The sequence below is a fragment of the Streptomyces sp. 3MP-14 genome (assembly GCF_006334905.2).
Classification (GTDB): domain Bacteria; phylum Actinomycetota; class Actinomycetes; order Streptomycetales; family Streptomycetaceae; genus Streptomyces; species Streptomyces triticirhizae.
Genome location: NZ_VDLZ02000020.1, coordinates 83,951 through 105,657 on the forward strand (window position 1 = coordinate 83,951; position 21,707 = coordinate 105,657).

The window sequence follows — 21,707 nt, forward strand, 5'->3', positions numbered from 1 at the left end:
GCCGCTGACGGCCCTGCCTACGGCCTCGCACCCTAGGAACTCCGCCCGGCGGGGTGGGCGGCTTCCGTTCCGCGATTCTGCTATACGGGACGGGCCTCCGGCAAGAGACCGCCTGATCACAACCCCGCTGCGCCCGTTCCGTGTCCCCGTGGGCCCTCGACGGTTCGCCATAACAGAATCCAGGGCGGCTCCGCCTCGGCCGCGCCGGTGCCGCTCCTAGCGTGGCGGGCCAACGGAAGGGGCCGACCGGCGGGCGGCCCTCAGGGCGCCGACGCCACGGGGCTGCGGCGTCGCGAGGCTGAAGGCGCCAGAGGCGCGAGAGGCGCGAGAAAGGAAGCGGCTCATGACCGTGGAGGAGCGACCCACCGACCACGCGTCGGTCGCCAACACCATGACCGGCGAGGACTCGCCCGAACTGCGGCGACTCTACGAGGACTTCGAGGCCCAGCACCTGATCCCGCTGTGGACCCAGCTCGGCGACCTGATGCCGATGAGCCCGGCGCCCCGGGCCAGGCCCCACGTGTGGCGCTGGTCCACGCTCCACCCGCTGGCCGCCCGGGCCGGCGAGCTGGTCCCCGTCGGCCGGGGCGGCGAGCGGCGGGCGATCGCGCTGGCCAACCCCGGGCTGGCCGGGCACGCCTACGCCACCCCGACGCTCTGGGCGGCGATCCAGTACCTGGGCCCGAGGGAGACCGCCCCCGAGCACCGGCATTCGCAGAACGCGTTCCGCTTCGTGGTGGAGGGCGAGGGCGTGTGGACGGTGGTCAACGGCGACCCGGTGCGGATGAGCCGGGGCGACTTCCTGCTCACCCCCGGCTGGCACTTCCACGGCCACCACAACGAGACCGACCGGCCGATGGCCTGGCTCGACGGCCTGGACATCCCGTTCTCGCACTACACCGACGTCGGCTTCTTCGAGTTCGGCTCCGACCGGGTCACCGACTACGCCACGCCCAACTACTCGCGCGGCGAACGACTCTGGTGCCATCCGGGGCTGCGCCCGCTGACCGGGCTCGCCGACACCGTCTCCTCCCCCATCGCGGCCTACCGCTGGGAGCACACCGACCGGGCGTTGACCGAGCAGCTGCTGTTGGAGGAGGAGGGGCAGCCGGCGACCGTCGAACAGGGCCACGCGGCGGTCCGTTACGTCAACCCGACCACCGGCGGCGACGTGATGCCCACCCTCAGGGCCGAGTTCCACCGGCTGCGCCCCGGCGCGCGGACCGCCCTCCGCAGGGAGGTGGGCTCCAGCGTGTTCCAGGTCTTCGAGGGACGCGGCCAGATCGTGCTGGACGGCACCGAACACACCGTCGAGAAGGGCGACTTGTTCGTGGCGCCCTCCTGGGTGCCGTGGTGGGTGGGCGCCGAGGGCGGCACGCCGCTGGACCTGTTCCGCTTTTCCGACGCGCCGGTGATGGAACGACTCGGCTTCGCGCGCACGCATGTTGAGGGCCTTGAAGGGCCGCAGGGCCCTGGCGGCCCGCAGGGAAACGAGGGAGACAAACGATGAGGCTGGCGACCATCCGGCTGCCCGAGGGCGGCACTTCGGCGGTGCGGGTGACGGGCGAGACCGTCACCGAGCTGGGCTTCGAGGACGTGGGCGCGCTGCTGGCGGCCGGCGCCCTGGAGCGGGCCCGGACGGCGGAGGGCCCGCAACGGCCGCTCGCCGACGTGGAGTTGGCGCCGGTGATCCCCCGGCCGGGGAAGATCCTGTGCGTGGGGCTGAACTACCGCAGCCACATCCTGGAGATGGGCCGCGAACTGCCCACCGCGCCCACGGTGTTCACCAAGTACCCGGAGGCCCTGGTCGGCCCCAACGACCCGGTGCTGCTGCCGCCCGAGTCCGAACAGGTCGACTGGGAGGGCGAGTTGGCGGTGGTCGTCGGGGCTACGGTCCGGCGCGCCGACCGGGCGACGGCCGAGGCGGCGATCGCGGGTTACGCGGTGCTCAACGACGTGACGATGCGGGACTGGCAGTACCGGACGCTCCAGTGGCTGCCGGGCAAGTCCTTCGAGGCGACCACGCCGTTCGGGCCCGAGCTGGTCACCCCGGACGAGTTCAGCCCGGGCGCGGCGCTGGTCACCTCGGTGGACGGCGAGGAGGTGCAGCGCGCGGCGACGGACGATCTGGTGTTCGGTCCTGCCGAGTTGATCGCCTACCTGTCCACCGTGCTGACGCTGCGGCCGGGCGACGTGATCGCCACCGGCACCCCGGGAGGGGTCGGGCACGCCAGGAAGCCCGCGCGCTATCTGACGCCGGGTCAGACGCTGACCACCACGGTCGAGGGCCTGGGCACGCTGACCAACGTGACGGCGGCCGACCCGACGGTGGCCGACCCGACGACCGCCGGGGACGCGGCGCCGGCCGGCGCCGCGACGGCATGAGCGGCGACGCGGCGGCCCGTCTCGACTGCGGTGCCGGTGGCGCGGTCACCGGTGCCGGCGGTGAACTCGCCGAGGCCAGGGCCGCGTTGCGGCTCCGCCAGGGCGCCGGGCTGCGCGAGGACGCGGCGGCCGCGCCGCACACGGAGCTGGCGCTGGCCCGGCTGGGCACCGCGTTCTTCGCCCGGCAGCTGACGCGGCTGGACGACGCCGAGCTGGCCGGCCCGAGCCTGCTGCCCGGTTGGAGCCGGGCGGCGCTGGTGGCCCATGTCGGGTACAACGCACGGGCGTTGACCCGGCTGGTCGCCTGGGCCGAGACCGGCGTCGAGACCCCGATGTACGCCTCGCCCGAGCAGCGGGCGCGGGAGATCGAACGGGGGGCGAGCCTGCCGCCGAGGGCGCTGCGCGCGCTCTTCGCGCACAGCGAGGTCCACCTCAACGTGGCCTGGCGGGATCTGCCGTCGGCCGCCTGGAGCGCCGAGGTGGTGACCGCGCAGGGCCGCACCGTGCCGGTCAGCGAGACGGCCTGGATGCGGACCAGGGAGGTGTGGGTGCACGCCGTGGACCTGGCGAACGGCGTGGGCTTCGGCGAGCTGCCGCCCGAGCTGCTGGACCGGCTGGCCGCCGACGTGCTGGCCGGCTGGCAACGGCGGGGCGAACGGGTCGCGGTGACCCTGGTGCCGACCGACCGGGACGAGCCGCTGGTGTTGGGCGACGGGTCGGGTCCCGAGGTCGTGGGCGCCCAGGCGGATCTGGTGCGCTGGCTCACCGGCCGGGGCGCACGGCGCCTGACGCACCCGGGCGAGACACCACCGGCGCTCCCGCGCTGGCTGTAACACCACCTTCAACACCACCTTCGCGCGCCGGCGCGCGCCGTCCGCACTCGTGGACGACGCGCGCCGGCGCTCACTCATGAGCGCCTCCACAGGAGGACGACAACTCGCCCACAGAACCGCCATAATCGATGACGGCACCCCCTGAGAAATGGATCACAGCCGTCACCCCCTTGACGGGATGCGGCCCCACCACGAGCATCTGTAAACGATTCCAGCGCCTGGAAACGTTTACCGGAGCCCACCGATAGCGGAGCGAGTTGCCGCAATCGGCGGGAAGACACCAGAAAGCCGGCAGACGGGAGACACCGGGCACGAGCGACTCAGAACACGGATGAACACACCACAAGGGGACGGGACATGCCCAACGGCGGCCAGCCGACCATCGTGTCCATAGCCGAACGCGCCGGCGTGTCCATAGCCTCCGTCTCCCGCGTCCTCAACGGACAGGGCGCGCGCCGGGACACCACCGAGCGCGTGCGCCGGGCGGCGGCCGAGCTGGGCTACGTTCCCAACGCGGTGGCACGTTCCCTGAAGGGCGGACGCACGCGTCAACTCACCTTCGCGATGCCCGACATCGGCAACCCGGTCTATGTGGCGATGGTCCGGGCCATCCAGGAGGTGACCAAGGCCGCCGGCTACCGACTCCTGCTGCACTCGACGGACGCGGTGGCCGAGGACGAGCTGGCCGTGCTGCGCAGCCTTCAGGACCGCACCAGCGACGGGCTGATCCTGGTCCCGATCCGGATCACCGACGCCCATATCGCGGCGCTCGGCGAGGCCGCCGGGCCCGTGGTGGTCATCGGCTCGCTGCCCGACGGCGTGCCGGTGGACAGCGTGCGGGCCGACTCGGTGGCCGGCGCCGCCCTGGCGGTGCGCCATCTGCACGCCACCGGGCGACGCAGGATCGCGTTCGTCAACGGTCCCTCGGACACCGTGCCCGGACGGAACCGCGAGCTGGGGTACCGCAGGGCGCTCGCCGAGTGCGGGCTGCCCTACGAGCCGGCGCTGGTCGCCCACACCGACTTCGGCGTGGACGCGGGCGCCCGCGCCGTGGAGCGGCTGCTGCCGGCGCGCCCGGACGCGGTGTTCTGCGCCAACGACCAGTTGGCGCTGGGCGCCTCGCACGCGCTGCTCGCCCGTGGCCTGCGGATTCCGGACGACCTCGCGGTCGCCGGCATGGACGACAGCGAGCTGGCCCAGGTCGGCTGGCCGCCGTTGACCAGCGTGGACCTGGGCTCGTCCGAACGCGGCCGGCGCGCCGCCGAGTTGCTCCTCGACCGGCTCGAAGGCCCGGGTTCGGGCCCGGCCGCCGGCCCGGGGGCGGCGCACGCCGCCGAGCCCGGAGCGGAGCCGACCCGCGCCCCGACCGGCGCGGCCGGCGACGCGCCCGCCGACCGGGCGGGCGGCGGCGCGCCCGCCGGCCCCCGTTCGCCCGCCCCACCCCGTACCAGCACCGCCCACCCCCGCCTCGTCGTGCGCGCCTCCACCGCGCCGGCGACCGACCCCCCGACGCGATGAGGTTCGCATGACTCTGTTGCCCTCCCGGGCCAAGGCCGTCCCGGGACAGGGAAACCGGGGCACCCCGCCCCCCAGGACCCCGGCTCAGCGCAAACGCGCCCTGGGCCTGGACCGGGGCGCCTGGTTCCTGCTGCTGCCCGCCCTGATACCCATCCTGGTGCTGAGCGTGGGGCCGCTGCTCTACGCCGTCTCGCTGGCGTTCACCGACGCCCAGGCGGGGCGCACCGAGCCGACCCAGTTCGTCGGCCTGCTCAACTTCACCGACCTGCGCCACGACACCCTCTTCTGGGACTCGTTCCGGATCGGCATGGTGTGGGCGCTGTGCGTGACCACGCTCCAGTTCCTGCTGGCCCTGGGCCTGGCGCTGCTGCTCAACCAGAACCTGCGGCTGCGCTGGCTGGCGAGGACGCTGGCGCTGGTGCCCTGGGCGATGCCCGAGGTGGTCGTCGGCGTCATGTGGCGGCTGGTCTACCACCAGGACGCCGGCATCCTGAACCAGACCCTCGGCCAGCTGGGAATCATCGACTCCAACGTGGACTGGCTGACCAGCCTCTCGCTGGCGCTGCCCTCGGTGATCGCGGTCGGCGTGTGGGCCGGGATGCCGCAGACCACGGTGGTGCTGCTGGCCGGCCTCCAGAACGTGCCGGTCGAGCTGCGGGAGGCCGCCGAGCTGGACGGGGCGGGCGCGTGGCGGCGGTTCGCCGCCGTGACCTGGCCGGCGATCCGCCCGGTGGTGCTGGCCATCACCGCGCTCAACTTCATCTGGAACTTCAACTCGTTCGGCCTGGTCTACGTGCTGACCCAGGGCGGGCCGGGCGGCAAGACCAGGTTGCCGATGCTCTTCGCCTACGAGGAGGCGTTCAAGTACGGGCAGTACGGCTACGCGGCGGCGATGGGGCTGGCGATGGTCGCCCTGATCGCGGTGCTGCTGGTGCTGTTCCTGCGCCGCAGGCTCAAGGAGGACGCCCGATGAGCACGACCCCGACCGCTGCCACGCCCCCGACCGTCTCCACGCCCCCCGCCGTCTCCCGGCCGCCGGCCCGCCGCCGGCTGGCGCGCGGCGCCGGCCGCGCCGGGCAGTACCTGGCGCTGGCCTGCTATCTGGTCTTCCTCGGCTTCCCACTGGTGTGGCTGCTGTCCACGGCGCTGAAGTCCCCGCAGGAGCTGGGCTCCATCAACCCGACCTGGATACCCGAGCACCCGACCCTGGAGAACTTCCGGATCGCCTTCGACACCCAGCCGCTGCTGCGTTCCGCGCTCAACAGCGCGCTGGTGGCGACCAGTTCGGCGGTGATCGCCGTCGCCATCGCGGTGCCGGCCGCCTATGTGATGGTGCGCTACCGCTCCCGGATCAGCCAGGCCGGCACGGTGTGGGTGCTGGTCAGCCAGATGTTCCCGTTCGTCCTGGTGATCATCCCGCTCTTCCTGGTGCTGCGGAACCTGCACCTGATCAACGCGCTGCCGGGCCTGGTCGTCGTCTATGTGGTGTGGAACCTGCCGTTCTCGCTGTGGATGCTGCGCGGCTATGTGCAGGCGGTGCCGGTCTCCCTGGAGGAGGCGGCGGCGATGGACGGCGCGAGCCGGTTGCGGACCCTGACCAGCGTGGTGCTGCCGCTGCTGACGCCCGGTCTGGTAGCGACCTTGATGTTCTCCTTCGTCACCGCCTGGAACGAGTTCTTCTTCGCCCTGGTCCTGCTCAAGTCTCCGGAGAAGCAGACGATGTCCGTGATCCTGACCCACTTCATCGGCGCCGAGGGCGTCGCCGACCTGGGCCCGCTCGCCGCCGCCGCGCTGGTGGCGACGCTGCCCAGCCTGCTGTTCTTCGCGCTGCTCCAGCGGCGGCTGGTCAGCGGGATGCTCGCCGGGGCGGTGAAGGCGTGAGGGCCGCAGGACGCGTCCGCGCGCTGGGCGCCGGGCTCGCGCTGACCCTGCTGGCGGTCGCCGGCTGCGGCGGCGGGTCGGACGACGGGGACGGCCCGGTCACCCTGGAGTTCCTGAGCCTGGCCTGGCAGGCCGAGTCGATCGACGCCAACAAGGCGCTCGTCGAGGAGTGGAACGCGGCCAACCCCGACGTCCAGATCCGCTATGTCCAGGGCTCCTGGGACAACATCCACGACTACCTGCTGACCTCGTTCGAGGGCGGCGAGGCCCCCGACATCATCCACAACGACGCCTCCGACCTGACCGACTTCGCCAACGGCGGCTATCTCGCCGACCTGACCGGGCTGCTCCCGCAGGAGCTGCGCGCCGACATCCCCGAGGCGGCCTGGTCGACGACCGAGTACGACGGCGGGGAGGGACTGGGCATCTACGGGGTGCCGTTCCTCCAGGAGCCCCGGGTCCTGGTGGTCAACGCGGAGCTGCTGGAACGGTCGGGCGCCCGGGTGCCGACGCCCGAGGAGCCGTGGAGCTGGGCGGAGTTCGAGGCGGCCAGCGCCGCGATGACCGAGGACACCGACGGCGACGGGGACACCGACACCTACGGCGTGGCCTGGTCGATGAAGGAGCCGGTCACCCAGACGGTGAACCTGGCGCTCTCCACCGGCGGCGAGGTCTTCACCCGCGAGGACGGCAAGAACGTCGTCCGCTACGACGCGGCCGACTCCTCCGTCGCCGAGCTGATCAACCGCCAGGTGCACGAGGACGGCACGGCCGCCGCCAGCAGCCTGGGCATGTCGGGCTCGGACACCCTGCCCGGCTTCTACGACGGCCGGTACGCGATGCTGCCGCTGAACTTCTCGTTCCGGCAGCAGGTCTCCCAGCAGGCGCCGGACGGCTTCGACTGGACGGTGCTGCCGATGCCGAGCGGCGGGCCCGAGCACGGGCTGGCCCAGGGCGTGGCGCCGCAGACGCTGTCGGTCGCCGAGGACAGCGACCACCAGCAGGCGGCCGCCGACTTCATCGCGTTCCTCACCCAGCCCGAGCACCAGGTGGACCTGGCGCTGGGCGACTGGATGCTGCCGACCAGCGAGCGGGCGCTGGCCGAGCCGGCGTTGGACACCGAGGAGTACGGCTGGCGCACCGGGACCCGAATAGCCGACGAGCTGCGCCCGTCCCCGGTGCTCGGGGTGCGCGGCTATCCCGAGTGGAAGGACAAGATCGCCACCCCCGCCCTCCAGGAGTACTACAGCGGCGGCATCGATCTGGACACGCTACGCGACAAGCTCACCGACGACGGCCAGCGGATTCTGGACCGCTACCAGCGCTGATCCGCTGCGCGCGCCGACCCCCGGTGATCCACGCGCCGCCACGGACGCGTCCGGGCCGGCTGGCCCGTCGTCCGGCGGCACCCGCACGACCGAAGAAATGAGCACGACACACATGAGCGTCAGCCTCGACCCCGTTCCCGAGCCGACCCCGGCGGCACAGGCCGCCGGGGACCAGGAGGGGCCGCGCAGGCTCAGGACCGTTCCCCGACGTCAGCCGCCCGCCCCCGTCGTGCCCAGGGACCGGGCCAGGGGCGCGATGCTGGGCCTGGCGGTGGGCGACGCGCTGGGCGCGCCGGCCGAGAATCTGACCCCGTCCCAGATCAGGGAGCGGTGGGGCCGCATCGACGGCTTCGTCCGCGACGAGCCGGCCGGCACCGACGACACCGAATACGCCATCTTCTCCGGGCTGTTGCTCGCCGAGCACGGCTCGGGGCTGACCGTGGCCCAGGTCGAGTCGGCCTGGCACGAGTGGATCGCGGACCGGGACGAGGGCCCGTTCCGGGGCGCCGGGTTCAGCGAGCGCGGCACCCTGGAGAACCTGCGCCGTGGCCTGGCCGCGCCGATCTCGGCGCAGCACCGGCACGCCTGGAGCGACGGGCTGGCGATGCGGGCGGCGCCGTTCGGCGTGTTCGCGGCCGGGCGGCCGGCGGAGGCGGCCCGGCTGGTCGCCATCGACGGCACCGTCTCGCACGACGGGGAGGGCATCTACGGCGGGCGCGCGGTCGCGGCCGGCGTGGCGGCGGCGATGGTCGGGCACCGGCCCGAGGTGGTGGTGCAGGCCGCGCTGTCGGTGGTGCCCGAGGACTCCTGGACGGCGCGTTCGCTGCACCGGGCGGTGGCGGCGGCGCTGCGCGCCCGGCGCGATCCGCTGGCCACCCAGCTGTCGGTGGAACGCGCGGTCCGTTCGGCGACCGTGATCGGCGGCTATCCGTGGACGGATCTGGCGCCCGAGGCGGTCGGGCTGGCGTTCGGCGCGTTCGCGGCGGCCAGGGGCGACTTCCGGGACGCGGTGATCACGGCCGTCAACATGGGCCGGGACGCGGACACCACGGCGGCCGTGGCCGGCGCGCTGGCCGGGGCGCTGGGCGGCGAGTCGGCGATCCCCGCCGAGTGGGCCGGCGCGATCGGCCCGGTGCGCGGCAGCTGCCTGCCGTCGATGGCGGGGCGCCATGTGCTGGACGTGGCCGAGCGGTTGACGCCGCCGCCCGGCGGCAGGGCGGGGGCGGTCGCGTGACCGCGCGCACCCCGGCGGGCACGCCGCGCCGGATCGAGGGCCTGCTGCTGGGCATCGCGGCCGGCGACGCCGCCGGCTGGCCGTCGGGCCGGCACCGGGCGACCCGGCTGCCGGACTGGACCCGCAGGCTGACCAGGGAGTTGGACACCTTCGCCGAGCAGAACGCGACGACGACGCTGCCGGTGCCGATCGCGCTCAACCAGCCGCCCGACCCGCTGCGGCTGGGCCCGTCGGACGACGCGGAGTGGGCGGCGTTCACCGCGCGGGCGGTGCTGTCGGCCACGGCGGCCGGCGGCAGCGACCTGTCGTTCGACCAACGGGTGCGCTCCGCGCTGGCGTTGGCGTGGAACGAGTTGGCCGACGAGGTGGCTGCGGCCGCCGAGCAGGCGGACGAGATCGAGTCGGCGCACATCCCGCTGCGCGCCAGGATCTCGGTGCGCGCCGGGCTCGGGAACCTCGCGGCCGGCCTGCGCCCGCCGGCCACCGGCCACGACAACCCGCACTACTTCGACGACGCGGCCTGTGTGCGGGCCGCCGTGCTGGCCGTCGTCCACCCGGGCCGGCCGGAGACGGCGGCCGACCTCGCCGAGTTCGACGCCCGCTACACCCAGGACGGCGACGGGGTGCACGGGGCGCGGGCGGTGGCGGCGGCCGTGGCGGTGGCGCTGGGCGGCGGGTCGATGGACGCGTGTGTGGCGGCGGCGCTGCGTCAGCTGCCGGAGGAGACGGAGATCCGGCGGAACGCGCTGCGCGCCGTGGAGTTGGGCCAGTCTGCGGCGGCCGCGCGGCCGGGGCTGCCGGGGAACGCGTTCGCGCTGGTCCCGGTCCTGGAGCACGAGATCGTCGACCACGTCTACAGCTATGGCATCGCGGCGGCGGAGACCGTTCCGGTGGCGCTCGCGGTGGCCACGGCCGCCGCCGGGGCGGTGACGGAGGCGGTGCCCAGTGCGGCCTGTCTCTCCCGGGTCGCGGACTCGGCGCCCGCGCTGGCCGGCGCGCTGACCGGGGTGGTGGGCGGCGCCGAGGCGCTGCCGGCCAGCTGGCGGGACGCCTGCCGTTCGCTGGCGGGCTGCGCGCTGCCCCGGCTGGCCGGCACCGATCTGGTCGAGCTGGCCGAGCAGTTGGAGAACGCCCAGCCGCTCGGCGCCCCGCCGCAGCCCCCGACGCCGGTCCAGGTCTCCCCCGAGACGGCCCGCCACGACACCGACCACGCAACCGAACCCGCAACCGAACCCGCAACGACCCCTCACGATCCGGTCACGAACGAGCACGTCGCACCACCTTCGGAAGGACTCCGAGCATGAACGAGAACGAGCCGGTCACTCCGCTGCCCTGCCTGGCCGAGCGCACGGCGGGGGTGCTGGTGGGCGCCGCCGTGGGCGACGCGCTGGGCGGGCCCGTCGAGGGCTGGACGCCGGAGGCGATCGTCGAGCGGCACGGGGGCCGGGTGTGGGGCATCGTCGGCCCGTTCCACGGGGACGACTGGCGCACCGCCCGCCCGATCGCGCCGTACCACAAGGGCGACGGGCACGTCACCGACGACACCCTGATGACCCATGCGCTGGTGCGGGTCTACGAACGGGTCCGCGACCATCTGGACGCCTACGCGGTCGCCGACCACCTGGTGCCCGACCTGATCGGCACGCCGCGCTGGATTCCCGAACTGGAGGCGGAGGCCCTGCCGTTGCAGCGGATCTTCCTCGCCGAGAAGTGGATCGTGGCGCGGCTGCACTACGGCCATGTGGACCCGCGCGAGGCCGGCGTCGGGAACATCGTCAACTGCGGCGCCGCGATGTACATGGCGCCGGTCGGGGTGGTCAACGCGGCCAACCCGGCCGCCGCCTACGCGGAGGCGCTGGACGTGGCGGGCGCCCACCAGTCCTCCTACGGCCGGGAGGCGGCCGGGGTGTTCGCGGCCGCCGTCGCCGCCGCCTGTCGGCCGGGCGCCACCCCCGCCTCGGTCGTGGAGACGGCCCTGGCGCTGGCCAAGGACGGCACCCGCGCGGCGATCGAGGCGGTCTGCGAGGTGGCCTCGGGGCTCGACGACTGGGAGGCGGCGCTGGGCCCGCTGCGCGCGGCGGTCGCCCCCTTCGACACGGTGGGGCCGGAGTACCGCAACCCGTCGCTGGGCGCGCGGCGCCCCTCCCGGCTGCACGCGATCGAGGAACTGCCCGTCGCCCTCGGGATGGTGCTGATCGGCGGCGGAGACTACCGGCGCACGGTGCTGGGTGCGGTGAACTACGGCCGGGACTGCGACTCGATCGCCACCATGGGCGGCGCCATCGTGGGCGCGCTGCGCGGCGAGCGCGCGGTGCCCAAGGAGTGGAGCGCGGAGGTGGCGCGGGCCAGCCGGCTCGACCTGCACGCGCCGGCGGCGGCGCTGACCGAGGTGGCGCGCGAGGTGTTCGCGCGGGACCTGGAGCGGCGCCGGGTGCACGAGGCGTACTTCCGCGCGATCGAGGCGGCCTGATGACGGGCCCCAACTCCCCTACGGCTCCCGCACGTTCGGCGCTGCGGCTGACCTGGGTGCAGCCGGAGGACCTGGTCGGGCACGAGCTGGCGCAGGCGGCGCTCGACGGGCGGGACGCGGCGGCGGTGGAACGCCGCTGGCTGGCGGCGGGCGGCCACCGGGCGCCCGAGCGGGCCGGCGCCTCGCCCGAGCCCGCGACGCCCGCGCTGCGCCGGCTCGCCGAGGAGCTGCTGGACGAACTGGCCGCGCTGCCGGCGCCGTTGGCCGAACGCGAGCCCACCTCGCTGGCCGCGATCCGCGCGGCCTGCCCCGACTGGCCCGCGCCGCCGGCCCGTTCGGAGCCGCCCGACGTCCGGCGGCTGGAGGCCGCGTGGCTGGGGCGGGCGGCCGGCTGTGTGTTGGGCAAGCCGGTCGAGAAGCTGCCGCTGGCGGCGATCCGGGCGCTGGCGCGGGCGGCCGGCAACTGGCCGTTGAACGACTGGTTCACCGCCAGGGGCGTGCCGGCCGAGCTGCTGGCCGCCCACCCGTGGAACCGCCGTTCGGCCCCCGCCTCGCTGGCCGAGAACATCGCCGGCGCCCCGGAGGACGACGACCTCAACTACCCGCTGCTGAACCTGCTGTTGCTGCGCCGGCACGGCACCGACTTCACGACGGCCGACGTCGCGGCGCTGTGGCTGGACGAGCTGCCGGCCGGGCGGACGTTCACCGCCGAACGCGTCGCCTACCGCAACCTGTTGGCGGGGTTCGAGCCGCCGGCGACGGCCACCCACCGCAACCCGTTCCGGGAGTGGATCGGCGCCCAGATCAGGGCCGACGTGTTCGGCTGGACCCACCCGGGCGACCCCGGACGGGCCGCCGAACTCGCCCACCGGGAAGCGGTGTTGACCCACACCGGCAACGGCGTTTACGGCGCGATGTTTGTCGCGGCCGCCGTCGCCACCGCCATGACGGGCCGTCAGGACGTTCACGGCTGCCTGGCCGCCGGGCTCACCGTCGTTCCCGCACGGTCCCGTTACGCGGCGGCCGTGCGGCTCGGCGTCGAAACCGCCCGCGCGCACCGGGACTTCGACGCGGCCGTCGACGCGCTGCACGCGCGGTTCGCCGACCACCACTGGGTGCACGCGCTGCCCAACGCGGCGCTGTTGGCGGCCGCGCTCACCCATGCCGACGGCGACTTCACCGGCAGCATCTGTCGGGCGGTGGCCGCCGGACTCGACACCGACTCCAACGGGGCCACCGCCGGCTCGGTCGCCGGCGCGCTGGCCGGCGACCCCGACGCGCTGCCGCGCCGCTGGACCGCCCCGCTGCGCAACCAACTGGCCAGCTCCGTCGGCGACTTCGACGGCGTCGGCTTCGACGAGCTGGCCGACCTGACCCGCCGGGCGGCCCCGCCGCCCCGGGACGCCACCGCCCCCGCTTCGGGGGCGACCGCCCCAACCCCGGAGGCACGCCGATGACCACCCACCGCGCCACCGCCGTCGCGGTACTGGGCTCGACCAACATGGACCTGGTGGCGTTCACCGCCACCGCGCCCCGCCGGGGCGAGACCGTCTCCGGGCGGGAGTTCCGCACCCTGCCCGGCGGCAAGGGCGCCAACCAGGCGATCGCCGCCGCCCGCGCCGGGGGCGCGGTCACCATGATCGGCGCCGTCGGCGACGACGCGTTCGCGCCCCGGCTGCGCGCCGCGCTCGCCGAGGCCGGCGTGGCCACCGACGGGCTGCGCACCGTGCCGGGCGCCAGCGGCATCGCGCACATCGTGGTGGACGACGAGGGCGGCAACTCCATCGTCGTGGTGCCCGGCGCCAACGGCACCGTCACCGGCCTCGCCGAGGGCGACGAGGCGCGGATCGCCGCCGCCGGCGCGCTGCTGATGCAGCTGGAGCTGCCGCTCGACGCCGTGCTCGCCGGCGCGCGCGCCGCCCGCGCGCACGGGGTCCGCACGGTGCTGACGCCCGCGCCCGCGCGCCCGCTGCCCGATGAACTGCTTCCGCTCATCGACCTGTTGGTGCCCAACGAGCACGAGGCCGCCGCCCTCACCGGAACGTCCGAGCCGCTGGCCGCCGCCCGCGCTCTGCTGGAGCTGGTGCCCGAGGTGGTGATCACCCTGGGCGCCGCCGGCAGCCTGCACGCCTCGCGGACCGCCGAGCCGGTCAGCGTTCCCTCGGTGCCGGTGCGGGCCGTGGACTCCACGGCGGCGGGCGACACCTTCGTCGGCGCACTGGCCGTCGCCGCCGGCGAGGGCCGGCCGATGCCGTCGGCGATGGCCTGGGCCTCGGCCGCCGCCGCGCTCTCCGTCAGCCGCCCGGGCGCCTCCGCCTCCATGCCGACCCGCGCCGAGATCGATGCGCTGCACCGCTCAGCCCCCCACCCCTGGACCGCACCATGAACCACGCCCCAGAATCCGCCGAACCCGCCGAATTCGCTGAACCCCCCGCGTCCGACCGCGACACGGGCCCGGCGCCCCGGCCCGCCCCGCTGGCCGGGCTGCGCGTGCTGGACCTGGCCACCCTCTTCGCCGGGCCGCTGGCCGCCACCCTGCTGGGCGACTTCGGCGCCGAGGTGATCAAGGTCGAGCACCCCCGCCGGCCCGACCCGTCCCGGGGCCACGGCCCGAGCAAGGACGGCGTCGGCCTGTGGTGGAAGCTGCTGGGCCGCAACAAGCGCACCATGACGCTGGACCTCTCGTCGCCGGACGGGCAACGGCTGCTGCTGCGGCTGGCCGCCGAGGCGGACGTGGTGATCGAGAACTTCCGCCCCGGCACCCTGGAGCGCTGGCATCTGGGCCCCGACGAACTCCACTCCGTCAACCCGGAGTTGGTGCTGGCCCGCGTCACCGGCTTCGGCCAGTTCGGGCCGTACGCCCGCCGGCCCGGCTTCGGCACCCTCGCCGAGGCGATGAGCGGGTTCGCCGCGATCACCGGCGAGCCGGACGGGCCGCCGACGCTGCCGCCGTTCGGCCTCGCCGACTCCATCGCCGCGCTGACCACGGCCTACGCGGTGATGACGGCGCTGGAGGGGCGGCGGGCCACGGGCCGGGGCCAGGTGGTGGACATGGCGATCATCGAGCCGCTGCTGACCGTGCTCGGCCCGCAGCCGCTCTGGTACGACCAACTCGGCTATGTGCAGCCCCGCACCGGCAACCGCTCCGCCAACAACGCGCCCCGCAACACCTACCGCACCGCCGACGGGCACTGGGTCGCGGTCTCCACCTCTGCCCAGTCGATCGCCGAACGCGTGATGCGGCTGGTCGGCCGGCCCGAGTTGATCGAGGCGGAGTGGTTCGCCACCGGCGCCCAACGCACCGCGCACGCCGACGAGTTGGACGAGGCGGTGGGCTCCTGGATCGCCCGCCACGACCGGGAGACGGTCATCGCCGCCTTCGAGGAGGCGCAAGCCGCGATCGCCCCGATCAACGACGTGCGGGACGTGTTCGCCGACCCGCAGTACCGGGCGTTGGGCACGCTGGCCGAGGTGCCCGACGAGGAGTTGGGCACGGTGCGGATGCAGAACGTCCTCTTCCGGCTCTCCGAGACCCCGGGCGCCATCCGCTGGGCGGGCCGCCCCCATGGCGCCGACACCGAGGCGGTGCTCGGCGAACTCGGCGTCCCCGCCGAGGAGATCGGCCGGCTGCGGAAGGAGGGCACGCTGTGAACGCGGCCGACGGCGCGAGGGCCGGCGACACCGGGCCCGTGCTGACCTGGCTCTACGCGCCCGGCGACCGGCCGGACGTGGTCGCGAAGGCGCTGCGCTCCGGCGCGGACGTGGTGATCGTCGACCTGGAGGACGCGGTCGCGCCCGAGCGCAAGGGCTATGCCCTGGACGCCACGGCGGAGCTGCTGACGGAACGCCCGCCGGTGCCGGCGCAGGTGCGGGTCAACGCGCTCACCGGCCCGTTGGCCAGGAACGAGGTCGAGCGGCTGGCCGGCCTGCCCGGGCTGGCGGGGCTGCGGCTGCCGAAGACCCGCTCGCCGCAGGAGGTGGCGACGGTCGCCGCCTGGGCGGGTGGCGGGCCCGGCGGCGCGGTGCCGCCGCTGTGGCCGTTGCTGGAGAGCGCGTTGGGGCTTGAGCGGGCGTTCGTCATCGCCGAGGGGCACCCGGCGGTGGCCGGGATCGCGCTGGGCGAGGCCGATCTGCGGGCCGAGTTGGGCGTCACCGACGAGACGGGCCTGGCCTGGGCCAGGAGCCGCGCGGTGGTCGCGGCCCGCGCGGCGGGGCTCGCGCCGCCGGCGCAGTCGGTCTACCCGGACGTGCGCGACCTGCCCGGCCTGGCGGCCTCCTGCGCGGTCGGCCGCGCCCTCGGCCTGGTCGGCCGGGCGGCCATCCACCCGCGTCAACTCCCCGTGATCGAGGCGGCGTTCGCGCCCACGGAGGCGGAGGTGGCGGCGGCCGACGAGATCCTCGCGGCGGCCGCGACCGCCGCCGGGGCGCAGGCGCTGCCCGACGGCCGGTTCGTCGACCCCGCGATCGTCGCGGGCGCCCGCCGCACGGTGGCACTGGCCGAGCGGTTCCGCTGACGGGGATTTTTCGGGGCCCGTTGTCGCCTCGCGCTGCGCGCGGGCGGACAACGGGCCGGGGCCGACGGCCCCGGCCCGGGCGGGGCGGGCTCCGCTGCGGGGGGCGACCGGGCGGGAGCCGGACGCGGTCCGACGCGGGGCGCTGTCGTGCCGTGCGGCGCGCGGCCGGAGCGGGGGCGGGCGGCCCAACCACCGCCCGGTGCCCGCGCGCAGCGCGTTCAGCCCGTCGTCGGGGACCAGCGGAGGTCGCTTGCGGCCGGGCGTTCCAGCACCGCTTCGACGTGGAAGTCGATGACGCGTTCCGCGTCGGCGAACACGGCGGCGCGTTCCGGCGACCAGTCGACCTCCGCGTGGCCGACCAGGTGGAGCAGCGTGCCGCCGGACCAGTCGGGGACGAGGAGGCCGGCGGCGGGGTGGCGTTCCAGGTTGCCCAGGGTCATGTACATCGCGTTGCCCCGGTAGTCGGGCCAGCAGAGCCGGTCGGGGGCGAGCACCCGGAGGAAGCCGGGGCTGCCGCCCCGGTGCGAGGCGTCCACCGGGCCGTCGCGGTCGGCGCTGGCCACGAAGAACGTGTCGGCCGCCGCGATCAACTCCCGTTGCGTGGGCGTGAGCGCCGGCGTGCGGATGGGCTCCGGGCGCCGGCGCGCGGGCGGCAGTTCGTGGGTCACCGCGCGGCGCGCGATATGGCGCGGGCAGTTGGCGTACACCTGCTCCACCCGCAGCAGCAGGCCCGCCCCGGTGGGCGTGGCCAGGCCGTTGAGCCGCATTCGGCGGCGGGTGGCCGGTTCGATGGCGAGCGTGCCGAGGGGAACGGGCCCCGGGCCGTCGAGCGCGTCGGCCAGCGGGTCGTCCGGCGCGGGGTGGGCGCGCACGGCCACGGTCGTCTCGTCGACCGCCGTCACAAAGCCCGCCGGGCCGGTCAGTTGGGAGGCCCAGATCCGCCCTTCGGCGTCCCGGGCCCCGAGCACCAGCATCCGGCGCTCGGCAAGGAAGTCGGCCGCCACCCGGGGCACCCGGTCACGGATGGCGCGCCAGGCGTGGTCGGCGCGGTCAACGGCGTTGGCCCGCCGCTGCACGGCGCGTTCTCCCGGGTGGTAGCCGGCGGTCATGATGCGACCCCTTCGTGAACGTTCCTGATCAGGTGGCCTGGTGCGCGGGTGGGACTAGCGGGTGGGACTAGAAGAAGCCGCAGGTGGGCGCGGCGGCGTCGGGGGCGGGCGCCGCTTCGGCTCCGGTGGCGGCGAAGATCTCCAGCCGGATGCCGTCGGGGTCGTGGAAGAAGATCCCGCCGGAGGCGGCGCCCTCCCCGTGCGGCACCACGCCGTCGTAGGCGAACTCGACACCCAGCCCGCGCAGGACGGCCTCCCGTTCCCTGACCTCCTCGATCGACGCGGCCTGGAACGACAGGTGGTGCAGCCCCGACCGGTCCGTGGCGAAGCCCTGGGCGCTCTGCTGCCAGAGCGTGATCAGCAGCGCGCCGTCGTGGGTCAGGAACGCCCAACGCCGGTCGCCGTCCTGGCCCTTCTGGGCCACATCCAGCTGGAACACCTCGGTATAGAAGGGCAGCGAACGATCGAGATCCGTCACGTTCAGTCCGACATGCCCGGTACGCAGCGACACCGCGTTCTCCTCCAACTCCCCGACCACCGCCGGGGGTTCATGTTCTAACCGTTACATCGGGAGCTTAACGGTTAGATACGCGGCCGGTCAACCGTTGGCACACGCCATACCGGTTAGGGTGGGCGGGGCGCTAAGGTGGGGCGCCATGGCAGCAGAGGACCCCCGCCCCCTGGTCGGTGAGCCGCTCTCGCTCGACCTGTTGAACACCCGCTGGCGGCTGACCGCCATCACCGAGGACCTGCTCACGGACGTCGCGGGGCTCGCCGTCTGGCTTCGTTCGAACGGTCTCGACGAGCGCTGCGCCGCCGACGAGGCCACCCTCGACGCCGTGCTCCAGGCCCGCGAAGCGCTGGCCGAGGCCGTGCGCGACCCCGCCAACCCCAGCCGGGAGGCCCTCGCCCGCGTCAACGCCGTGCTGGACAGGGGCCGGTTGCGGCGCGGCCTCACCGCCGAGGGGCCGACCGAGGAGGCCGAGCCGGACTCCCCCGCCTGGCTGCCCGCCTGGCTGGCGGCGGACGACTATCTGCGGCTGCTGTCGATCGACCCCGGCCGCGTCAGGGCCTGCGCCAACGAGGGATGCCTGCTGCACTTCTTCGACGCCTCGCAGAACCGCCGCCGGCGCTGGTGCTCCATGGCCGTCTGCGGCAACCGCGCCAAGGCCGCCCGCCACTACGCGCGCGCCCGGCGCTGACCCGGAGGCCAGTGCCGGGCGGATCAGTTCGGACCGGAGGCCGGTCCCGGGCGAACCGGCGACATCCGCCTTGTAAGGGCGGCGCTCACCGGGAACGGGCCGCCCGGGGCCCCGGCCCGGAATCCCGGTCGTCAGCGGACAAAGCGGGCCGGTAGCGTGCGGGCATGTCCACCGTTCCCCCCGCGCCCAAGCCCGCGCCCGAACGCACGCCCGCGCCCGAACGCACGCCCGCGTCCGAACGCACGCCCGTGTCCGTCGCCGCCCTGGTCGCCGGGGCGTTCGGCCTCGGCGACCGCGTCGACGAGTGGCGACCGGTCGCCGGCGGGCTCTCGCACCGGCTGTTCCGGCTGCGCACCGAGCGCGGGGCGTGGGCGGTCAAGTGGCTCAACCGCTCCCGCGAGGAGTGGTGGCTGCGCGATCACCGGCTGGCGGTCGCCGTCGAGCGGGCCGCCCTGGCCGCCGGGGTGCCGATGCCCCGCCCGGTCCTCCCGGCAACCGCCGCCCCAGACCCGTTCGTTGACCTGCCGGTGGACGGGGAGCCGGTCAGCTTCCTGGTCTGGGAGTGGTGCGACGGCGAACGGCTCGACGCGACCGCCGTGCCAGGGACCGTTCGGCGCTGGGTCGGCTCCACCCTGGCCGCCCTGCACACGCTGCCGGTCGCGCCCCCGGCGGGCGGCGCCAACGTCCACCCGCCGCAGCCGGTCGAGGAGTGGCGGGACTGGCTGGAGTCGGCGCCGAAGGAGACCGACCCGGACTTTCTGCGGGCCGTGGCGGCCCATCTGCCGACGGTGGCCGAGGCGCACCGCCTGCTCGACGCCGGCACCGACCACCTCACGGACGCGCCACGGGTGTTCACCCACCGCGACGTCAAGCCTGACAATGTGCTGGTGACCGCGCGCACCCCGGTGCTGCTCGACTGGGAGGGCGCGGGGCAGGAGCTGGCGCGCTGGGAGACGGCCCGGGCGGCGCTGGACTTCTCCCGGACCCCCGACGGCCGGTCGCGGGTGGGCTTCACCGAGGTCGTGGCCGCCTACCGGGCGGCCGGGGGCGACGAACTCCCGCCGGAGCCGGCCACGTTCGGCGGCCTGCTGGACATGCGCCTGGGCGGCGCGGCGTTCCTCCTCTGGCGCGCCCTGGGGCACCGGCCGGTCACCGCGCCGGAACGCGCCGCCGCGCACGGCCACACCCTCGCCTATCTCGACGAGTTGGCCGCCGCCCTCGACCATCTCCCCACCTGGTGCGGGTGGTTGCGCGACGTGCGCTGAGACCTACGAGGCGGAAGCGAACTCGCGTTCTAGAATGGCCACATGACGGACATGGCCGCCGACGGCCCCGAGATCGTCCTGTTGCGGGACACCTCCCGCGACGACCTGACCGCGCCCGGCCGGCCGCGCCCGGTGCGCGTTCACCGGTGGCGGGCCCGGGGCGGCGGCGTTCCGTCGCCGCCGCTGGTCGTGGTCTCGCACGGCACCGGCGGTTCGGCCGACGCGATGCGGTGGCTGACCGGGCCGTTGGCCGCCGCGGGGTTCGAGGTGGTCGCGCTGGACCACCATGGGAACAACCACGTCGACGGCTATGAGCCGGAGGCGTTCCTCCAGGTCTGGGAGCGCGCCAGGGACGTCACGTTCGCGCTGGACGTGCTCGCCGCCGAGCGGCCCCTGGGCCCGGTCGGGGCGGCGGGCTTCTCGCTCGGCGGCTACACGGCGGCCGCGCTGGTCGGCGCGCGGCTCCGCCGGGCGGCGCTGGCCCGGGTGGTGAGCGGCGGGATACCGCTGCCGCCGCTGCCCGAGTTCCCGGATCTGCTGGCGGCCCTGCGCGCCAGGGGCCACGGCGAGGATCTGGCCGCCCTGCTGACCGGCTGCGACGCCGACCTGACCGACCGCAGGGTTCGCGCGGTCTTCCAGGTCGCGCCGGCCATGGGCGCGTTGCTCTCCCCCGAGAGCCTGCGGTCGGTCACGGTGCCGGTGGAGGTCAGATGGGGCGGGGCCGACGCGGTCACGCCCTACGAGGTGTCGGTGCGGCCCTATGTCGAGCACATGCCGACCACGCGGGGCCGGTCGTTGGGCCCGGCGGTGCGGCATGACGACTTCTTCGCCGAGGCGCCCGCCGACCCGACGGCCGCGCCACGGGCCGCCGCCGACGCGGTCGCGTTCTTCGCGGCGCGGCTGGGCAGCCCGGCGGCGGCCGACGGGCGGCCGGGTCAGGGCGCGGGGCTGAGGTAGGGGGTGGTGACGGCGAGCGGTAGGAAGCCGAGCCGTTCCAGGATGGGGCGGCTGGGCGGGAGCGCGTCGACGTGCAGCCAGCGGGCGCCGGCCTCGGCGGCGAGCGCCGCGCGGTGGGCCACCAGGGCGCGGTAGATGCCCCTGCCCCGCCACTCGGGCAGGGTGCCGCCGCCCCAGATTCCGGCGAAGTCGCCGTCCGGGCTCAGCTCCAACCGGGCGGCGCTGACGGGTAGTTCGCCGGCGAGCACCAGCAACACCCGTACCCGGTCCGGGGCTTCGGCCAGCTGGGCGAGCAGGCGGCGGCGCAGCGGCTCCTGGTCGCCGCCGAAGACCCGGCGGTGCACCTCGATGACGGGGTCCAGCCCGGCGGGTTCGGTCACCCGGCGCACGGTGACGCCGTCGGGCCAGACGGGCCGCCGCTCCAGCGCCGCCACCTCGGCCACCAGCACGGTCTCCGGCTCCTCGGCGCGGAAGCCGGCGGCGGTCAGCCGTTGCCCGAGGTCGTCCGGGCGGTCGTGGGCGTACTGCTTCCACTCGAAGGGCAGCCCCAACACGCCGTAGTGGCGCAGCTGTTCGGCGATGGCGGCGTCGGCCTCCCGGGCCGAGGCGAAGCCCGACCAGAGCACCCCGCTCCAGCCGCCGCGCGCGCTGGTCTGCCGCACGACCGGGCCCGTCCGTTCCACCCGGGCGCCGGGCTCGTCGGGGGCGGCCTCGCGTCGTAGCACGCGGTCGTAGCGCGCGCGGAGCTGGTCGATGTGCGTGGTGTCCATCGGGCCATCCCAACCCGACGCCCCGGCGCGGCCAACTCCTTTTCCCCGCGTGTCGCCAGGACAACGGCCTGCGCCGACGGGGACAACGGCCCGAGCCGGCAGGGGCACCGGACCGCGCCCGGCGCCCCAACTCCGGTCCCCCGTCGCCGCGTTGGTCACCGCGTTGGTCGACACGTTGGCTGACGCGTTCGCCCCCTGGTGCGGACCAACGGCGGCCGGTAGCGTCCCACCCGTCGTGCCC

General features: G+C 75.1%; 20 protein-coding genes. 17 read left to right on the plus strand and 3 right to left on the minus strand.

Annotation, left to right across the window (positions count from 1 at the left end; translation table 11 throughout):
• The first annotated feature begins 391 nt into the window (after positions 1–391).
• The 14 genes from FH609_RS27580 to FH609_RS27645 all read left to right on the plus strand — a co-directional run bounded on the left by FH609_RS27580 (position 392) and on the right by FH609_RS27645 (position 16,163).
• The gene (locus FH609_RS27580) at positions 392–1,510 is read left to right on the plus strand and encodes a cupin domain-containing protein (RefSeq protein WP_405379134.1); all 1,119 of its coding nucleotides are present in this window, start codon (positions 392–394) and stop codon (positions 1,508–1,510) included.
• Entirely contained in the window at positions 1,507–2,385 is an 879-nt protein-coding gene (locus FH609_RS27585) for a fumarylacetoacetate hydrolase family protein (RefSeq protein ID WP_139673478.1), read from the plus strand. Before FH609_RS27580 ends, FH609_RS27585 begins: the two co-directional genes overlap by 4 nt.
• Complete coding sequence (locus tag FH609_RS27590) at positions 2,382–3,218, plus strand: maleylpyruvate isomerase family mycothiol-dependent enzyme (RefSeq protein WP_139673481.1); 837 nt, start codon at positions 2,382–2,384, stop codon at positions 3,216–3,218. Before FH609_RS27585 ends, FH609_RS27590 begins: the two co-directional genes overlap by 4 nt.
• A 357-nt stretch (positions 3,219–3,575) precedes the next feature.
• The gene (locus FH609_RS27595; RefSeq protein ID WP_139673484.1) at positions 3,576–4,736 is read left to right on the plus strand and encodes a LacI family DNA-binding transcriptional regulator; all 1,161 of its coding nucleotides are present in this window, start codon (positions 3,576–3,578) and stop codon (positions 4,734–4,736) included.
• A gap of 7 nt (positions 4,737–4,743) precedes the next feature.
• A complete protein-coding gene (locus FH609_RS27600) occupies positions 4,744–5,709 on the plus strand; it encodes a carbohydrate ABC transporter permease (protein WP_139673487.1) in 966 nt (321 codons plus the stop codon).
• The gene (locus FH609_RS27605) at positions 5,706–6,617 is read left to right on the plus strand and encodes a carbohydrate ABC transporter permease (RefSeq protein WP_139673490.1); all 912 of its coding nucleotides are present in this window, start codon (positions 5,706–5,708) and stop codon (positions 6,615–6,617) included. The genes FH609_RS27600 and FH609_RS27605 overlap by 4 nt, the downstream gene beginning before the upstream one ends.
• Positions 6,614–7,945, plus strand: coding sequence for an ABC transporter substrate-binding protein (locus tag FH609_RS27610; RefSeq protein ID WP_139673494.1), 1,332 nt, complete (start codon positions 6,614–6,616; stop codon positions 7,943–7,945). The genes FH609_RS27605 and FH609_RS27610 overlap by 4 nt, the downstream gene beginning before the upstream one ends.
• A 97-nt stretch (positions 7,946–8,042) precedes the next feature.
• Positions 8,043–9,179, plus strand: coding sequence for an ADP-ribosylglycohydrolase family protein (locus tag FH609_RS27615; protein WP_405379131.1), 1,137 nt, complete (start codon positions 8,043–8,045; stop codon positions 9,177–9,179).
• Positions 9,176–10,483, plus strand: coding sequence for an ADP-ribosylglycohydrolase family protein (locus FH609_RS27620; RefSeq protein WP_139673497.1), 1,308 nt, complete (start codon positions 9,176–9,178; stop codon positions 10,481–10,483). Before FH609_RS27615 ends, FH609_RS27620 begins: the two co-directional genes overlap by 4 nt.
• Positions 10,480–11,649, plus strand: coding sequence for an ADP-ribosylglycohydrolase family protein (locus FH609_RS27625; protein WP_139673500.1), 1,170 nt, complete (start codon positions 10,480–10,482; stop codon positions 11,647–11,649). Before FH609_RS27620 ends, FH609_RS27625 begins: the two co-directional genes overlap by 4 nt.
• Positions 11,649–13,106, plus strand: coding sequence for an ADP-ribosylglycohydrolase family protein (locus tag FH609_RS27630; RefSeq protein ID WP_139673502.1), 1,458 nt, complete (start codon positions 11,649–11,651; stop codon positions 13,104–13,106). The genes FH609_RS27625 and FH609_RS27630 overlap by 1 nt, the downstream gene beginning before the upstream one ends.
• Positions 13,103–14,035: a ribokinase gene (locus tag FH609_RS27635; protein WP_139673524.1), complete on the plus strand. Its 933-nt coding sequence runs from the start codon at positions 13,103–13,105 to the stop codon at positions 14,033–14,035. The genes FH609_RS27630 and FH609_RS27635 overlap by 4 nt, the downstream gene beginning before the upstream one ends.
• Positions 14,032–15,300: a CaiB/BaiF CoA transferase family protein gene (locus tag FH609_RS27640; protein WP_139673527.1), complete on the plus strand. Its 1,269-nt coding sequence runs from the start codon at positions 14,032–14,034 to the stop codon at positions 15,298–15,300. Before FH609_RS27635 ends, FH609_RS27640 begins: the two co-directional genes overlap by 4 nt.
• Positions 15,297–16,163, plus strand: coding sequence for an HpcH/HpaI aldolase/citrate lyase family protein (locus tag FH609_RS27645; protein WP_139673530.1), 867 nt, complete (start codon positions 15,297–15,299; stop codon positions 16,161–16,163). The genes FH609_RS27640 and FH609_RS27645 overlap by 4 nt, the downstream gene beginning before the upstream one ends.
• 218 nt (positions 16,164–16,381) lie before the next feature.
• Here the strand turns inward: FH609_RS27645 and FH609_RS27650 are convergent, their stop codons facing one another.
• Together FH609_RS27650 and FH609_RS27655 are read right to left on the minus strand one after the other, a co-directional pair.
• Positions 16,382–17,272: a pyridoxamine 5'-phosphate oxidase family protein gene (locus FH609_RS27650; protein ID WP_139673534.1), complete on the minus strand. Its 891-nt coding sequence runs from the start codon at positions 17,270–17,272 to the stop codon at positions 16,382–16,384.
• A gap of 67 nt (positions 17,273–17,339) precedes the next feature.
• Entirely contained in the window at positions 17,340–17,783 is a 444-nt protein-coding gene (locus FH609_RS27655; protein WP_226961998.1) for a VOC family protein, read from the minus strand.
• Positions 17,784–17,928: 145 nt separating this feature from the next.
• Here FH609_RS27655 and FH609_RS27660 point away from each other — a divergent pair, with 145 nt between their 5' ends.
• The 3 genes from FH609_RS27660 to FH609_RS27670 all read left to right on the plus strand — a co-directional run bounded on the left by FH609_RS27660 (position 17,929) and on the right by FH609_RS27670 (position 20,696).
• A complete protein-coding gene (locus FH609_RS27660) occupies positions 17,929–18,474 on the plus strand; it encodes a CGNR zinc finger domain-containing protein (RefSeq protein WP_139673537.1) in 546 nt (181 codons plus the stop codon).
• A gap of 164 nt (positions 18,475–18,638) precedes the next feature.
• On the plus strand, positions 18,639–19,739 hold the full coding sequence (locus tag FH609_RS27665) for a phosphotransferase family protein (RefSeq protein WP_193318082.1): 1,101 nt from the start codon (positions 18,639–18,641) through the stop codon (positions 19,737–19,739).
• Between the two features lie 42 nt (positions 19,740–19,781).
• On the plus strand, positions 19,782–20,696 hold the full coding sequence (locus FH609_RS27670; RefSeq protein ID WP_139673539.1) for an alpha/beta hydrolase family protein: 915 nt from the start codon (positions 19,782–19,784) through the stop codon (positions 20,694–20,696).
• On the opposite strand, the gene FH609_RS27675 is transcribed toward FH609_RS27670, so the two are convergent.
• On the minus strand, positions 20,675–21,466 hold the full coding sequence (locus tag FH609_RS27675; protein ID WP_139673542.1) for a GNAT family N-acetyltransferase: 792 nt from the start codon (positions 21,464–21,466) through the stop codon (positions 20,675–20,677). The genes FH609_RS27670 and FH609_RS27675 overlap by 22 nt on opposite strands.
• Between the last annotated feature and the right edge of the window lie 241 nt (positions 21,467–21,707).